Source organism: Kitasatospora sp. NPDC048540, assembly GCF_040651175.1.
Lineage (GTDB): Bacteria > Actinomycetota > Actinomycetes > Streptomycetales > Streptomycetaceae > Kitasatospora.
Genome location: NZ_JBEZIR010000054.1, coordinates 17,555 through 32,790 on the forward strand (window position 1 = coordinate 17,555; position 15,236 = coordinate 32,790).

General features: G+C 74.5%; 13 protein-coding genes and 2 pseudogenes. 4 read left to right on the forward strand and 11 right to left on the reverse strand.

What is annotated here, in order from left to right; genetic code table 11:
• Positions 1-22: 22 nt before the first annotated feature.
• The 4 genes from AB0D08_RS21545 to AB0D08_RS21560 all read right to left on the reverse strand — a co-directional run bounded on the left by AB0D08_RS21545 (position 23) and on the right by AB0D08_RS21560 (position 4,806).
• On the reverse strand, positions 23-1,288 hold the full coding sequence (locus AB0D08_RS21545; RefSeq protein WP_359890711.1) for a radical SAM protein: 1,266 nt from the start codon (positions 1,286-1,288) through the stop codon (positions 23-25).
• Entirely contained in the window at positions 1,285-2,460 is a 1,176-nt protein-coding gene (locus AB0D08_RS21550; RefSeq protein WP_359890713.1) for a Gfo/Idh/MocA family oxidoreductase, read from the reverse strand. Before AB0D08_RS21550 ends, AB0D08_RS21545 begins: the two co-directional genes overlap by 4 nt.
• Positions 2,457-4,124 (reverse strand): NAD(P)-dependent oxidoreductase, encoded by a 1,668-nt coding sequence (locus AB0D08_RS21555; protein ID WP_359890715.1) that lies wholly within the window; start codon positions 4,122-4,124, stop codon positions 2,457-2,459. Before AB0D08_RS21555 ends, AB0D08_RS21550 begins: the two co-directional genes overlap by 4 nt.
• 448 nt (positions 4,125-4,572) lie before the next feature.
• Positions 4,573-4,806 carry a hypothetical protein gene (locus AB0D08_RS21560; RefSeq protein ID WP_033823737.1) on the reverse strand — a complete coding sequence of 78 codons (234 nt, stop codon included), beginning with the start codon at positions 4,804-4,806 and terminating at the stop codon, positions 4,573-4,575.
• 181 nt (positions 4,807-4,987) lie between these two features.
• Between AB0D08_RS21560 and AB0D08_RS21565 the strand changes: the two genes are divergently transcribed.
• Complete coding sequence (locus AB0D08_RS21565; protein WP_359890718.1) at positions 4,988-5,872, forward strand: helix-turn-helix transcriptional regulator; 885 nt, start codon at positions 4,988-4,990, stop codon at positions 5,870-5,872.
• A gap of 88 nt (positions 5,873-5,960) precedes the next feature.
• Here the strand turns inward: AB0D08_RS21565 and AB0D08_RS21570 are convergent, their stop codons facing one another.
• The 5 genes from AB0D08_RS21570 to AB0D08_RS21590 all read right to left on the reverse strand — a co-directional run bounded on the left by AB0D08_RS21570 (position 5,961) and on the right by AB0D08_RS21590 (position 10,066).
• Positions 5,961-6,752 (reverse strand): ABC transporter permease, encoded by a 792-nt coding sequence (locus AB0D08_RS21570; protein WP_033823736.1) that lies wholly within the window; start codon positions 6,750-6,752, stop codon positions 5,961-5,963.
• Positions 6,749-7,735 carry a daunorubicin resistance protein DrrA family ABC transporter ATP-binding protein gene (locus AB0D08_RS21575; RefSeq protein ID WP_033823735.1) on the reverse strand — a complete coding sequence of 329 codons (987 nt, stop codon included), beginning with the start codon at positions 7,733-7,735 and terminating at the stop codon, positions 6,749-6,751. Before AB0D08_RS21575 ends, AB0D08_RS21570 begins: the two co-directional genes overlap by 4 nt.
• 131 nt (positions 7,736-7,866) lie before the next feature.
• Entirely contained in the window at positions 7,867-8,721 is an 855-nt protein-coding gene (locus AB0D08_RS21580; protein WP_033824907.1) for a DUF4097 family beta strand repeat-containing protein, read from the reverse strand.
• Between the two features lie 117 nt (positions 8,722-8,838).
• Positions 8,839-9,357, reverse strand: coding sequence for a histidine kinase (locus AB0D08_RS21585; protein WP_033824908.1), 519 nt, complete (start codon positions 9,355-9,357; stop codon positions 8,839-8,841).
• Positions 9,358-9,901: 544 nt separating this feature from the next.
• Positions 9,902-10,066: a TMEM175 family protein gene (locus tag AB0D08_RS21590; RefSeq protein WP_359890722.1), complete on the reverse strand. Its 165-nt coding sequence runs from the start codon at positions 10,064-10,066 to the stop codon at positions 9,902-9,904.
• A 63-nt stretch (positions 10,067-10,129) separates the two neighbouring features.
• On the opposite strand from AB0D08_RS21590, the pseudogene AB0D08_RS21595 reads away from it, so the two are divergent.
• Positions 10,130-10,312, forward strand: a pseudogene (locus AB0D08_RS21595) (helix-turn-helix transcriptional regulator); the annotation flags it as partial.
• 30 nt (positions 10,313-10,342) lie between these two features.
• Here the strand turns inward: AB0D08_RS21595 and AB0D08_RS21600 are convergent.
• On the reverse strand, positions 10,343-11,803 hold the full coding sequence (locus AB0D08_RS21600) for a carboxylesterase family protein (protein ID WP_033824910.1): 1,461 nt from the start codon (positions 11,801-11,803) through the stop codon (positions 10,343-10,345).
• A gap of 535 nt (positions 11,804-12,338) precedes the next feature.
• Between AB0D08_RS21600 and AB0D08_RS21605 the strand changes: the two genes are divergently transcribed.
• Positions 12,339-12,896: an Lrp/AsnC family transcriptional regulator gene (locus AB0D08_RS21605; protein WP_359890725.1), complete on the forward strand. Its 558-nt coding sequence runs from the start codon at positions 12,339-12,341 to the stop codon at positions 12,894-12,896.
• A 60-nt stretch (positions 12,897-12,956) separates the two neighbouring features.
• On the opposite strand, the pseudogene AB0D08_RS21610 reads toward AB0D08_RS21605, so the two are convergent.
• A pseudogene (locus AB0D08_RS21610) lies at positions 12,957-13,541 on the reverse strand (alpha/beta hydrolase); the annotation flags it as partial.
• Between the two features lie 202 nt (positions 13,542-13,743).
• Between AB0D08_RS21610 and AB0D08_RS21615 the strand changes: the two are divergent.
• Positions 13,744-15,099, forward strand: a complete 1,356-nt coding sequence (locus AB0D08_RS21615) for a GH1 family beta-glucosidase (RefSeq protein ID WP_033824913.1) — start codon at positions 13,744-13,746, stop codon at positions 15,097-15,099.
• Positions 15,100-15,236 lie beyond the last annotated feature (137 nt).

The window sequence follows — 15,236 nt, forward strand, 5'->3', positions numbered from 1 at the left end:
CCCCCTGCCGCCGCGGCGGGCCTCATACCGCCGCCATGGCGTTGCCCAGGTAGTTGGGCAGGGCGGTGAGCCGGTCCCACTGGGCGTCCAGGTCCGTCGGGTACGCCTGGCGGTAGCGCCGGGTGACCTCGGCGACCTCGGCCCAGGAGGCGGGGGTGCGCCCGTCGTTGTACTGCGGGGCGAGCCGGTCGTAGAGCGCCGTCCCCGGACGCAGCACGAGCTGGTTCAGCCCGAAGTCCGCGGGCAGCGAGGCCGCCCAGTCCACCAGCTCGCCGTTGGCGCAGGCCGGGTCGTCGGGCAGGCCGAGCAGCACGAAGGCGAAGGGCTTGATGCCGGCCTGCGCCAGCTTGTCGATGGCCTCGGACACCTTCTGCGGCGGCACCCGCTTGCCGACGCCGGTGTCGGCGACGCCGGGGGACTCCGCGCCCAGCCACATGCCCCGGCAGCCCGCGTCCGCCCAGCGCCGGACGTCGGTGCGCAGCACCACCTCGGCGCGGGTCTGGCCGGTCCACTCCAGTCCTGAGCCGGTCAGGCCGTCGCACAGCTCGTCGTAGAAGGTCCGGTGCAGTCCGAAGACGTAGTCCAGGAAGAACACCGACTCGGTGCCGCGGGCCTGCAGGGCGGCGGTCTCGGCCAGCGTCTGCGCGACCGGCCGGTCCCGCATCCGGGCGCCGAAGGGCAGGTGGCAGAAGGAGCAGCCGTAGCTGCAGCCGCGTACGCCCATCACCAGGCCGCAGGCCGCGCGGCGGGTGCGCCCGTCGACCACCACCTCCGCCGTGTAGGCCGACGGGTCGGTCAACTCGTAGGCCGGCAGCGGCCATTCGTCGACGGGGAGGTCCGGGTAGCTGCCGGCCGCGGGCAGGACGGGGGTGAGGGCGCGGCGGTGCAGTACGTCGCGCACCGCCTGGACGGCGGCCGAGTCGGCCTCGCCGCGGGCGACGAAGTCGACGCCCAGCTCGCGGTGGCAGGCCTGCGGCAGGTGTGTGGCGTGCGGTCCGCAGGCGAGCACCGGCACGCCGGGCCACCGGGAGCGGACGGCGGTGACCGCGTCCTTCACCGGGCCGAGGTCCAGCGGGTAGCACTGGGCCCGGTCGGCGACGGCGGTCACCACGACCACCAGGTCGGGGGTGTCCCCGCCGGCGGGCAGCGGGTGCAGGCGGCGGTCCCACAGGCTCACCGTCACCCCGTCGCGCTGCAGCACCGCCGCGGCGTTGAGCACGTCCAGCGGCTGCTGGAGGAAGTGGCGTTCGAACTCGTCCTGGGGGACGACGAAACACACCTGGGTCATGCGGACTCCTGTCGGGGCGTGAGGACGGACTCGGCCGGCCGGCCGGGCGGGCGGCCCGTGAGGGACGGCGGCCCGGCCCGGTCGGCGCCGACCAGGGCCGGACCGGCGGCCTGCGGCCACACGGTGCCGAGCAGGGCGGCGATCCGGTGCAGGGTGCGCAGGTCGGGCGGCGGGCACGTGGCGGCGGACAGGGCGGCGAGCATGCCGGTCCAGGCGTTGCTGATGAGCGGGTCGACGACCTCCAGCCGGCGGTCCCCGCCCGAGGTCCGGACGGTGATCCGGTGCACGTCCCGGCGGACCTGCCCGCGGGCGGGCCCGCCGAGCGGTTCCAGTTCGGCGGTGAAGCGGGCGGACGCCGTCTCGACCCTGACCAGGCGCTGCCGCTCCCCGATCGCCTTGGGGTAGCCGCGGGTCCAGGCGGGCCGGGGGAGTTCGGCCTCGGCGCCGTCGCCCGCCACGGTGGAGAACAGCTCCACCGTCACCCCGTCCACCGTGGTGCGCTCGTGCGCGGCGGCGAGCAGGAGGGCGGGGTCGGGCGCCACCAGCAGCGAACCCGGGTCCACCGGACCGTGCAGGTAGGCGTCGTAGGCGGGGGCGGGCAGGAAGTGGCCGAGCGCCGCCAGCATGTGGAGCCACTCGTAGCCGAAGACGCCGTGGTCCCGGTCGACGAAGCGGCCCCGGGCGACGTCGGGCCGGCGGTCCTTGGTGAACGCGACGCGCACCGCCCGGACGGGTTCGCCCGGGGCCTCGCGGGCGACCAGCCGCGCCAGCGAGGACAGTACGGCCGCCTCGCGGTACTGGTTCATCACGACGACGCGGGCCGCCGGCCGGGTGGCGAGCAGGTCGGTGAAGGCCGTGGTCTCGGCGGCGCGGCAGGCGGGCTTCTCCACCACGATGCGCGCGGCGGCGTCCCGGGCCAGCACCGAGGCCACCACCGGCAGATGGGTGTGGGTCGGGGTGCACACCACCCAGACGTCGATGCCGCGGACGTCGGGGACCTGCTCGATGCTCCGCCACCACGAAGCCGCCGGGCCGGGGCGCCGGGCCGGATCCGGGTCCAGCACGCCGACCTGCAGCCCCAGCCGGGTGAGGACCTCGGTGTGCAGCCGGCCGACGCTGCCGTACCCGATGACGCAGGCACGCCCGCCCGGCACGGGTGCGTCCCCGCTCACGGGCGCGCCTCCCCCGCGGCGGCCGGGGCCGGGGCCGTACGGCCGGCGGGCGTGTCGGCGATGTACGTGTCGTAGTACGCCTCGTACAGGCCCGCGGCCCGGACCGCCTCGTCGACCTCGCGCACGTGCACGCCCGGGGCCAGCGCGTCGGCCCGGTGGCACAGCTCGCGGACCGCGATCAGGGTCCCGGCCCGGTACGCGTCGTAGCCGGAGTTGGGGATGCCCTCGTACTCGAAGAGGTTGAGCGAGCGGCCGTCCCCGAGCAGCGTCGCCACGCCGCCGCCGGGCAGGCGGTGGCGGACCCCGACACCGGTCAGCACCGACTCGACGGTTCCCGCGCCGCCGGTGCTCAGCAGGCTGAAGTCCTTGGTCGCGAAACCGGCCAGCAGCACCCCGTCGGGCAGCAGCGGCAGTTCCTCCGGGCCGAGCAACGCCTCGCCGGTGCTGCCCGTCACCAGGAAGGGGGTGCAGCGCCGGAGGGCGGCGGCGAGGCTCGGTTCGGTCTCGAAGCCCTGCTCGGCGGCCTGGACGAGGGCCAGGGTGTCCTGGTCCACCACGGTGACCCGGCAGCCCAGCGAGCGCAGTCGGCGCGCCAGCCGGGATCCCAGCGTGCCGAACCCCACGGCGACGACCCGCCGCCCGATGAACTTCTGTCCCGGCACCAGTTCGCGCAGCCGCCGCAGGCAGGAGTCGGCGATCTCCTCGTACGACAGCAGGCTCTTCAGCTGGGAACGGGCGACGTTGAACACCGGTACGCCGGGCAGCGGTCCGGCGCCGATCCGCTTGAGACCGCTGACCGTGAGCTCGACCACGGCGTCCACGGGCTCGCTCACCAGCCGGGCCGCGCCCGGACCGCGGGCGAGCAGCCCGCCGTCGTCGATCACCAGCACCCGGCGTCCGGCCCGGTGCGCGGCGGCGATGAAGCGGTCCACGTCGGCGGCGACCCGCTGCGCGGCCGCTACCTCCTGGCCGGGGGCGGTGCCGTCGATGACGGAGTTGTCGAGGACGGCGCTGCGGTAGCCGCGGGCGCGGAACCAGGCGTGCACCCGGTGCCGGCCCGACGTACGGTCCCCCTTGGCCAGCGCGTAGATCCACTCGCGGGGGATGCCCGCCCGCTCGGCGGCGAGGAGGAAGCCGACGCTGTTCTCCACGTAGTGGTCGCGGAAGACCAGCGCCCAGCCGTCGATCCGCCGCCCCCGGCCCGCGAAGTGACGGAGCAACGGCATCGCGGCCCACACCGCGGCGCTCTCCGCGTCGGTGAGACGGTCGGCCCGCTCGCGGACCGCGGCGAGGATCTCCTGTACCGCTGCTGGCAGTTCGGCGTCCGCGGGTGCGTCCGTCGAGATGGCGGTCCGCCACAGCGCGGGCTCCGGCACCACGGGGTCCAGGGTGCGGTGGCGTTCAGGTGCGGCCGGCTCCAGGGTCAGCCGGACGCGGTGCCCGCCGAGGCGGAGGTCGACGGTGCGGGGCAGGCCGTCCGGGCCGTCGGCCGTCCGCCACGCCGCCTCGGCGAGGCGCGGCCCGAGTGCCTGCGAGACGGCGTCGCACACGTCGGCGGGCGAGGCCGGTCCCGTCACCGTCCCGACCGGCCGGAGGGCGGCCGGCCCGCCGTCGGCGTCGCCGCGGCGGGCATCGGGGGCGGCCGTGACGACCTCGGCGGTCACCGGGCCACCTCCCGACGGGTGGCGGGGGTCCGCGGCGGATCCCACGGTGCGCGGGGCGCCGCACCGGCCGGGCGGAGCCACGCGGGTGCACGCAGGGGCAGAGCAGTCAAAGCGGTCTCCTCGGATCGGGGCATGACGAACGGGCGCACCCGGGTGCGCGGCTCCGCGCGGGGCGGTGACGGGGGCGGTGACGGGGCGGTGCGTTCAGGTGGCTGGGGCGGACCGTTCGACGGCCGGCCGGCCGGCCGCGCGGGCCGGCCGCGCCCGGGCGGGCGGAGGGCTCACGCACGCGGTCCGGCGGGGGGCGGCACGGCACGGCGGGGGCGCGGCACGGCTGGGGATCCTCGTGCCGGGGCGGTCGACGCCTCGTCAACAGGCAGGTCGACGGCTACGGGTCGACGGCTACGGATGGGCGGCGCCGGTCGGTCGGCCGGGGTCCGGTGTGCCCCTACTGGCGGGAGCGGTCGCCGCAGTCGGGCCCGCGCCAGCAGTCGCCCCAGGACGTGTTGAGGATGCTGCCGACGCTGTGCGGCTGTGCGGGGTCGGGCTGCTGTTCCCGGACGTCCGCCGAGGTACGCGGCGCCGGCGCGGCGGTGGCGGCGGTGGCGGAGGGGGCCGCCAGGGCGGACAGGGCGATCAGGGTCGTGACGGCGCCGGCGGCGGTGCTCAGGAGACGGTTCAAAGCAGGATCCCTCAGATCAAAAGTCGTGGTGCGGGCGCGAACGGCGAGGCTGACGAAAAGGGCGCGTTCGCTGCCGATGTCTGGATTGTTTCCCGTGCACGATCAACCGACCAGGCACGACGCCCGTCATTAAAGTGTCAGGGCACCAACAAGACAGGGGGAGGAAATGAGCGAAACAGACATGACGGACAATCATGGCGTGCTGCGCCGGGAAGAGGGCGGCCCCCTGCCCCCGCACACCGCCCTGGCGGACCTCGCCGCCGAGTTCGAGGCCCGCATCGCCGCCGAGACCGCCGCCCACCAGCAGCGCCTGGCGGCCCTGCACGAGGACATCCAGCGCGCCACCCTGCTCACCCGCCCCGGCGCGCCCGGCGCCGACGCGGACGCCGTGACCCTGCTGCCCGACAGTGCGGCGGTCCACGAGCTGCTGGAACAGGAGGCCGCCCGCTGCCGCCACGAGGTCATCGCCTGCCAGCCCGGCGACGTCTCCCGCAACCCCGCCAACCTCGAACCGGCCCTGGCCCGCGACCGCGCCCTGCTCGAACGCGGCATCAGGATGCGTACGCTCCAGCAGCACTCGGTCCGCTTCCACGGCCCCACCCAGGTCTACGTCGCCGCCGCCACCGCCCTCGGCGGCGAGTACCGGACCGCCCACGAACTCTTCGGCCGTCTCATCGTCTTCGACGACACCGTGGCGTTCCTGCCCACCGACACCACCAGCTGGGGTGCCCTGGCCGTCCGGGAACCGCACCTCATCGCCTACCTGCGCGGCATCTTCGAACAGGCCTGGACCCATGCCAGCGTCTACGTCGACCCCACCGCGCTCGGCGCCGAGGCCCTCGGGCAGGCCGCCCGCGACATCGACGCCACCCTGCTGAGGCTGCTCGCCGCCGGCCTCAAGGACGAGACGATCGCCCGCCGCCTGGGGATGTCCCTGCGCACCGTCCGCCGCCGGGTCGCCGACATCCTCGAACGCCTCGGCGCCGGGAGCCGCTTCCAGGCCGCCGTCATCGCCACCCGCACCGGCCTCCTCGACACCCCGGAGGACGAGCTCCATCCCGCCTGACGCTCAGTCATGAGTGTTACGGGGGCGGGTGTCCACGACGTGCGTCCCCCCGCCGGGGCCGGCGGGGGGACGCGGGGTGCGGGCCCGGCTACTTCGGGTCGCGGTTGAAGGTGGAGGTGGACCAGCGGTAGCCGAGGGCGGTGAGGGCCAGGCACCAGCCGACGGCGAGCCAGCCGTTGTGCCCGATGCCGGTGCCGAGCAGCAGACCGCGCAGGGTCTCGATGGCGGGGGTGAAGGGCTGGTACTCGGCGACCGGCTGGAACCAGCCGGGCATCGAGTGGACCGGGACGAAGGCGCTGGACAGCAGGGGGAGCAGGATCATCGGCAGCGCGTTGTTGCTGGCCGCCTCGGCGTTCGGGCTGATCAGCCCCATGCCGACGGCGATCCAGGTGAACGCCAGGGCGAACAGGGCCAGCAGGCCGAACGCTGCCAGCCACTCCAGGGCCGTGGCGTGCACCGAGCGGAAGCCGATGGCCACCGCGACCGCGCCGACCAGGACCACGCTCGCGACCGACTGCAGCACGCTGCCGGCGACGTGCCCGACGAGCACCGAGGGGCGGTGGATCGCCATGGTGCGGAAGCGGGCGATGATGCCCTCGGTCATGTCGTTGGAGACGGAGACCGCGGTGCCGACCACGGTGCTGCCGATGGTCATCAGCAGCAGGCCCGGCACGATGTAGGCGATGTACGAGGAGCGGTCCGCCGGCCCGCCGCCGAGGCCCGCGCTCATGGTGTCGCCGAAGATGTAGACGAAGAGCAGCAGCAGCATGATCGGGGTGAGCAGCAGGTTCAGGGTGAGCGACGGGTAGCGCCGGGCGTGCAGGAGGTTGCGCCGCAGCATGGTGGACGAGTCGCGGACGGCGAGGGCGAGCTGGCTCATCGGGCGTTCTCCTCGGACTGGTGGGGGATGTCGGTGGTGCCGGTGAGGGCGAAGAACACGTCGTCGAGGTCGGGGGTGTGGACGGTCAGCTCGTCGGCCTCGACGGCGGCGCCGTCCAGCCGGTCGAGCACGGTGCGCAGTTGGCGCTGGCTGCCGTCGCTGGGCAGCTGCAGGGCCAGCGCCTCGTCGTCACGGGTGGCGTCGGGCAGCGCGGCGGCGGCGGTGCGGTAGGCGGCCGGGTCGGTGAAGCGCAGACGGACGTGCCCGCCGGGGACCAGCCGCTTGAGCTCGTCCGGGGTGCCTTCGGCGGCGATCCTCCCGTTGTGGAGGACGGCGACGCGGTCGGCGAGCTGGTCGGCCTCCTCCAGGTACTGGGTGGTGAGCAGGACGGTCGCGCCGTCGGCGACGAGACCGCGGATGATCTGCCACATGGTGTGGCGGGAGCGCGGGTCGAGGCCGGTGGTGGGTTCGTCGAGGAAGATGATCCGCGGGCTGCCGACCAGGGTCATGGCGATGTCCAGGCGGCGCTTCATGCCGCCCGAGTAGGTGGAGGCGGGCTTCTTCGCCGCGGCCGTCAGGTCGAACTGCTCCAGCAGGGCGGCGGCGACCCGGCGGCCCTCGCCGCGCGGGAGGTGGTGCAGGTCCGCCATCAGGAGCATGTTCTCCTCGCCGGTGATCAGGCCGTCGACGGCGGAGAACTGACCGGTGACGCCGATCGCGGCGCGGACCGACTGCGGATCGGCGGCGATGTCGTGGCCCGCGACCCGGGCCTGCCCGCCGTCGGCGCCGATCAGGGTGGAGAGGATCTTGACGGCGGTGGTCTTGCCGGCGCCGTTCGGCCCGAGCAGGGCGAACACGGTCCCGGCCGGGATGGACAGGTCGACTCCGTCGAGCACGGTCTTGTCGCCGTAGGACTTGCGCAGACCGACCGCGGAGACGGCGGCGGGCGACTGCGGGCCGGCGCTCCTGCTGGACGTGGGCATGACAGAAGTGGGCATGTGCCTCTCCGTTCGAGGGCTGAGGTGGCTGGCGGGGTGAGGGGGGTGGGGCGAGAGAGCGGGGCTGGGCTGCGGGTGGGGCCGCGGGTGGCTGGGGCTGCGGGTGGGGCTGCCGGTCAGGCCTTGGCGCGCAGGATGTCGATGTTGCCGTGCCGGGTGCGGGCGCGGACCTCGACGGTGTCCTCGGTGTCCTCGGGCGTCCCGGACGTGGTGAGCGAGTTGCGCACCTGGCCCGAACCCGAGTGGACCTCGAGCCAGGCGGCGGTGCCCTGCCGGATGCCGACCTCGATCGCGCCGTAGGAGGTCTCCAACTGGACGCTGCCGCGGGTCACTTCGCCGACGCGCAGGGTGCCGTGGGCGGTGGTGGCGGTGACCGAGTCGGCGGCGCGCGCGATGTCGATGTCGCCGTTGGCCCCGCTCACCCGGAGGGTGTCGGCCGCGGTGCCGACGGTCGTCGTGCCGTGCGAGTTCTTCAGCACGGCCGGGCCCTCGACCAGGCCGACCCGCAGGCTGCCGGAACTGGTGGTGATCTCGGCCGCGCCCTCGATCCGGTCCACCGTGATCGAGCCGTGCGACGCGGTCAGCTTCAGCGGCCCGGTGGTGTCGAGGCGGACGTCGCCGGACGAGGTCTTCACCCGGACCTCGCCGAGCCGCCCCTCGCCGAACACCTGGGTCCAGGCGCCGGTCAGGTCGATCTGCGAGCCCGCGGGCAGCTCGACCGTGATGTCGACGGTGCCGGTGCGGCCGAGGCCGAGCAGGTACGGATTGGGCTTGGGCGTCCGGACGGTCAGGACACCGTTCGTGCAGGCGGCCTCGGTCTGGTCGGCCGTCCGCACGTCCAGGTCCTTCTTCGGGTCGCGCGGCCGCACCTCGACGACGGTGTCGCGGCGGTCGCCGGCGGTGAACTGGATGGAACCGGCCTCCACGTGCGCGGTGACCGAGATCGCTTCGGGGGTGTCGAAAGAAGGCATGGCTGTCCCGTCCTCATGGGTCTTGGTGACGTCCCTGCTGGTGGGACGTGGTGGGAGGTGAGGTGGTGCGGGTGCGGGTGCGGGTGCGGGTGCGGTGGCGCGGGTCGGGCGGTGGGGCTAGCGGACCCAGCCCGTGATGCTCTGGCCGACGGTCCGGGTCTTCGCCGTCGCGGCCGGCTGCGGGCCGCCGTCGACCGCGGTCGACACGGCGCGTACCAGCCAGGCGTTGACCGACAGTCCCTCGCGGCCCGCCGCCTCCTCGGCGCGCGCCTTGAGGTGGGCCGGCAGGCGCAGGTTGACCCGTGCGGTGCCGCCCTCCTCACCGTCGGCGGGCAGGGGCGCCCTGAGCGGCTCGGCGGACACGGGTCCGGCGTCCGTGGCGCCGCCGTAAGAGGGCGGCGGTGTCACCACGAAGTCGGGGTCGAGCCCCCGTAGCCGTACGTCGACCGAGCCGGGGGCGAGTTCGCGGGTGATCTCGTCCATCGCGGCGGAGAGCACGTTGAGCATGGTCAGACGGGTCGCCGACTCCAGCGGAGCGAGGAGCCGCTCGGCCAGGGCGCGGGCGTCGTCCCCGCCGGCTTCGGCGGCCACCGCGAGTTCGCGGCGGAGGGTGTCGACATACGGGCTGAGGTCCATGACGCCATCATGGCACCACAATGGCGCCATGCGCAAGCGATGTGGTGGCACATCCTGGGGTTGGGCTGGTGGCGACGGCTCTGACCTGCGGAGGAGTGGTGGGTGGGGCGGTGGGATGGGTGGCGCTCGGGTGTGCCACGGGGTGTTCGGTGATGGCAAGTGGCACCACCTGGCGCCATGGGGAGCCAAATGGCGCCAGGTGGTGTCACCGGGCGCCATCCGGTGCCGATCGGTGCCGCGGGGTCGGCGTGGAACGGTGCAGCGGTGGACGGTGCAGCGGTGGTCAGGCCCTGGCCGCACGCCCCGGCCGGCCCGCCCGGTGCAGGGCGAACCGGACCGCCGGGAGCAGCAGCCAGCACAGCGAGGCCGAGTGGGTGACCGGCGCGAGAGGTACCGAGACCGAGAAAGTGACGGTGACGGCGGTGACCCAGGCCAGGGTGTCGGCGATGGCCGCGGGCGGGGTGTGGTCACGCAGCAGGCCGGCGCGCCGGACCGCGGCGAAGGCCTGCCGGAGGCAGATGCCGGCCAGGGCCTGGCCGGCGGCTTAGACGGTGAACTGGACCTGGAACGCGTCGGCCTCGACGGTCAGCAGCTTGGTGGCGAAGGGGGTGATGACGATCATGAGCAGCCAGGCCAGGTTCCATCGGATCGCGCCCCCGTCGATCCCCTTCGCGTACCGGAACAGGCGCTGGTGGAGCAGCCAGTGCATGCCGGGCCGCTGGGGGATCCCTGGTGCGCCTGGGGGAGCCCGGTGCCGGCATGCGGGTCGCCCACTCCGCAGCGGCGGGAGATCGCGAGCCTGGCCGCGGCCGGGCTGACCAACCGGCAGATCGCGGACCGGCTGTTCGTCTCGCCGCGGACCGTCTCCACCCATCTCCACCAGGTCTTCCCGAGGCTGGGTGTCACCTCGCGGGCCTTCCTGCGGGACGCGTTGGACGTGCTCGACCGGCCGTGACCCCCACCTGGCCGGTCGGCCGGGGGCGGGTCAGCCGAAGTGGCGGACGGAGGCGGGGGAGGCCGGTTGGTACGGCCGCCAGCCGTCGGCGGCGGGCCGGCCGGTCGCGACGAAGGTGGCCACGGCGCGGGAGAAGGTGCGGCCGAGCGACCGGGCGGCGGGGGTGGGTTCACCGAGCATGGGGCTGTCGGGGTAGGCCGCGAAGGTGTCGAAGAGGAAGGGGAGTTCGGCGCAGTGCGCGGCTCCCAGGTGGGCCGGATCCTCGGCCGGGGCGGCGTCGAAGCGGTAGACGTACGCCGCGTTCCCGGCCGCGGCATGGTGGTCGGCGATGGCGAAGGTGCCGTCGTGGAAGAGGAGTTCGCCGCCGAGTTCGGTCAGGACGTCTCCCGGCGCCGCCGCCCCGAGCCGGGCCGCGGTGCGGTCGTACCGTTCGCCGCCGTCGTCGGCCATGGCGGCGGCGATCGAGCGGGCCCGGTCCGCGGTGGCGTCCCGCAGACGCGGGTCGAACGCGAAGAAAGCGGTCATCTCGTCGCGGGTGGTGCCGGTCAGCAGCTCCTTGCCGTCGAGCCGCCCGTCCGCCAGCGCCCGCTGCCAGGTCGCGGGGATCCCGGCGGCGCCGAGGACGGGGTACATCGGCGGGGCGACGTCGCCCGGGCGGGCGAGTTCCCGGGACAGCTGCCGGTAGGCGGTGAGGAGCCGGTCGGCGGGTACGGCGCGCAGCGCGGGCCGCGGGTCGCGCACGCCGTCCAGCCCGAGCAGGCCGAGGAAGCGCCCGGCGTGGTCGTTCGCGGCGGCGGGGTCCTGCGGGGCGAGCCCGAAGGGGCCGCTCTGGGCGATGACCCGGCTGATCCGCGGGCCGGTGACCGGGGACAGCGCGAGGTGAAGGGCGGAGAAGGCGCCGGCGGACTGGCCGCCGACGGTGAGGCTGCCGGGGTCACCACCGAACGCGCCGATGTTGCGCCGAACCCAGGCCAGCACGGCGGCCTGGTCCTGCACACCGAGGTTCTCGATGCCGAGGTCCGGCAGGTGGAGGTAACCGAGCGGCCCCAGGCGGTAGTTGGCGGTGACGACGACGATCCCGCCGGCGGCGGCCAGGTGCCGGCCGTCGTACCAGTCCCAGCCGCCCGAGCCGCTGGTGAACCCGCCGCCGTGGAACCAGACCAGGACCGGCAGGTCGCGCGGACCGGTCCCGCCGGCCGGGAGCGCGGGGGTCCACACGTTGAGGGTGAGGCAGCCGTCCTCGTCCCAGTCGGGCGTGCGGCGGCCCATCACCGCCTCGAGCCGCGAGGGGCCCTGCGGGACGGACGGACCGGGCCGGTCTGCCTCCCGCACGCCCGGCCAGGCCGGGTGCGGCTCGGGCGGGGCGAAACGCAACTGCCCCACGGGGGAGGCCGCGTAGGGGATGCCGCGGAAGGCGGCGATCCCGTCCTCGGCGGTGCCTCGGACACTGCCCGACTCGGGGTGCGCGACGGGTCGTCGGATCTGGGTCATCGGTGTCACCTTCCTGGCCGCGGGTGCGATGGTCCCGGTCTACCGTCGGAGGGCGGAAAGGTACGAGAAGCCAGCCGCTTCCGGGGATTGTGCGCCGCACGGCGTGGAATCCTGACGGATGTGGGACACCGACGACAGGAGCTGGACGGGACGGACCGGCGGATCGCCGCCGTGCTGATGGCGTCACCGCGGGCGTCCTGGCGGACGGTAGCGCGGACCCTCGGGCTCTCCGAGCGCACGGTCGTACGGCGGGCGGCCCCGCTGCTGCACGACGGCACACTGAGGCCCACGGCCGTCCGCAACCCGCTGCGCTTCCCCCGGCTGACCCCGGTGGCCCTGCGGATCCGGTGCCGGCCCAGCCGCATCACGGCGATCGCCGCGGCGCTGGCGCGGCGGCCCGACACCGTCTGGGTCGACATCCTGGGCGGCGGCGACGAGGTCAGCGCCGTGCTGTTCCTGGACGGGCCGCAGGCCAGGGCCTCGCTGCTGCTGCGGGACCTGCCCGCCACCACGGGCGTCCGGTCCTGGGACGCGTATGATGAGGGTGTTCCCGGCGGGCTTCGTGTGGAGCGCCGGCCTGCTGACCGCCGACCAGCTCGAGGCCCTGGCGCCGCCGCCGGGCGAGCCCCGCCGTGCCCCCGACCCGCACCCGCTCGACGAGGCGCTGATCGAACAGCTCACCGCCGACTCCCGGGCCACCCTCGACGACCTCGCGGCCGCGCTGGGCAGTTCGGCGTCGACCGTGCGCCGGCGCCTGGACCTGATCGTCCCGGGCCAGGTGGTACGGCTGGCCTGCGAGGTGGACCTGGGACTGCTCGGCATCCACGCCGAGGCGCTGCTGTGGATCACCACCGGCCCGGGCAGCCCGGAGGACGTGGGCGACGAGCTGAGCCGCCACCCGCAGGAGCGGTTCGCCGCCGCGACGACCGGGGCCGCCAACCTGCTGGTCGCCGTGGCCGCGGCCGACCTCGCCGGGCTCTACACCTTCCTGACCGGCACCGTCGGACCGATCGACGGCATCCACGGCGTGGAGGTCACCCGGATCCTCAGCTCGGTCAAACGCACCGGCCAGCTGCGGACAGCGGTGAGCTGACACCCGGCCGCCGGGGCCGGTCCCGGCCGCACCGCGCGGCGCGACCGGGACGGCGTGTGGTCAGCCCTCCGCGGCCTGCCGGATGACGTCGGCCACCGCGTCCGGCCGGGACACGTAGACCGCGTGGCTGCCGGGCACCTCGGTGGTCCGGGCGCCGGTCCGCTCGGCCATGGCCCGCTGGGCGGGAGGCGGGATCATCCGGTCGTCGGCGGCCACCAGGTACCACGACGGCTTGCTGCGCCAGGCGGGCTGGGACACCGCGCCGCCGAGGGCGTCGACACCCCAGGGCACCTGGGCGTCCGCCATGAAGGCGGCCAGCTCGGCGGGCACGTCGGCGGCGAACGAGGCTGCGAACTTCTCCCGGTCCAGGAAGAGGAAGCCGTCCCGCGGCGGCAGGATCGGCGGCACCGGGGCGCCGGGCGGCGGGTCGGCGATCAGGGTGTTCACCGACTCGCCCTTGTTGGGGGCGAAGGCGGCGATGTACACCAGGCGGGCGACCTTCGGGTGGTTGCCGGCCTCGGTGATCACGGCGCCGCCGTACGAGTGGCCGACCAGTACGGCCGGCCCGTCCAGGCCGTCGAGCACGTGGTGGGTGGCGGCGACGTCGCCCTCCAGCGAGAACGTCGGATTCTGCACGATGCTCACCCGGGAGGGCGAACTCGACCTGGAGGCGTTCCTGGACCGGGTGTTCTGACGGCGCGGGATGGCGTGCCTCGTACCTGGCCGGGGTGTGCCCGCTGTCACCCGTGACCACTGGTGTTCCGCAGGCGGTGGCAGTGCACTAATATGAGCACTCCTCATGTTAGTGCACTGCCATCGATCGCCACTGTGAGCAGGGAGTCAGGCCGTGACGAACCGACTCGATCTCCCGGCGGGTTTCCGCTGGGGAGTCTCCACCGCCGCGTACCAGATCGAGGGGGCGGTGGACGAGGACGGGCGCGGCCCGTCCGTCTGGGACGTCTTTGCCGCCCGCCCCGGCGCCGTCCGGGACGGCCACACCGGGGCGGTGGCCTGCGACCACTATCACCGGTATCCCGAGGACGTCGCGCTGATGCAGGGCCTCGGGCTGGACGGCTACCGGTTCTCCATCGCCTGGCCCCGCATCCAGCCCACCGGCGCGGGCGCGGTGAATCCCGCCGGACTCGCCTTCTACGACCGCCTGGTGGACACGCTGCTCGCCGCCGGGATCACCCCGCTGCCCACCCTCTTCCACTGGGACCTCCCGCAGGCGCTGGAGGACGGCGGCGGCTGGCTGAACCGTGACACCGCGTACCGCTTCGCCGAGTACGCCGGCCTCGTCGCGGACCGGCTCGGTGACCGTGTCCCCGCGTGGATCACCCTCAACGAGCCCTTCGTGCACATGGTGTACGGCTACGCCCTCGGCATCCACGCCCCCGGGCGGGCGCTGATGCTCGATGCGCTGCCCGCCGCGCACCACCAACTGCTGGGACATGGGTTGGCGGCCGCGGCGCTGCGCGAACGCGGCCTGGAGGTGATGATCGCGAACAACCTCACCCCGGTCCGCGCGGCCACCGACGACCCCACCGACACCGCGGCCGCCACCGCCTACGACGCCCTGCACAACCGCCTGTTCACCGACCCGCTGCTGCTCGGGTGCTACCCCGACCTGTCGGCGTTCGGCGTCGGCGAGGACCTCGGCGGCAGCGTCCAGGACGGCGACCTCAAGCTCATCGCTGCCACCCCGCTCGACGGCCTCGGCGTCAACTACTACAACCCCACCCGCATCGCCGCCCCCACCGAACCCGGCCTCCCCTTCGCCGAAGCCCCGATCGAGGGCGTCCCCCGCACCGCCTTCGACTGGCCCGTCGTCCCCGACGGCCTGCGGGAACTCCTGGGCGGCCTCCGCGGCCGCTACGGCACCGCCCTCCCGCCCATCACCATCACCGAGAACGGCTGCTCGGTCGCCGACGAACCTGCCGCCGACGGCACCGTCCAGGACCAGCCGCGCATCGACTACCTGGCGGGCCACCTCGACGCCGTGGCCGCCGCCGTCGCCGAAGGCGTCGACGTCCGCGGCTACTACACCTGGTCGCTCCTCGACAACTACGAGTGGGCCGAGGGGTTCCACCAGCGGTTCGGGCTCGTGCACGTCGACTTCGAGACGCAGCGGCGTACGCCGAAGGCGTCGTACGCGTGGTACCGCGACCTGATCGCCGCCCACCTGGCGCGGCACCGACGCTGAGGCTGTGAACCGCAAAGGTGTGGCCGGTTTGGGGGGCGGGCCGCGCAGGCTCAGGGAGTGGACTGCTACGCCGCGCGCGGAACTGAAACCGCCGCCACGGGTTCCCGCGACCGGGCGAGGAGTGGCCTTCCGGCCCG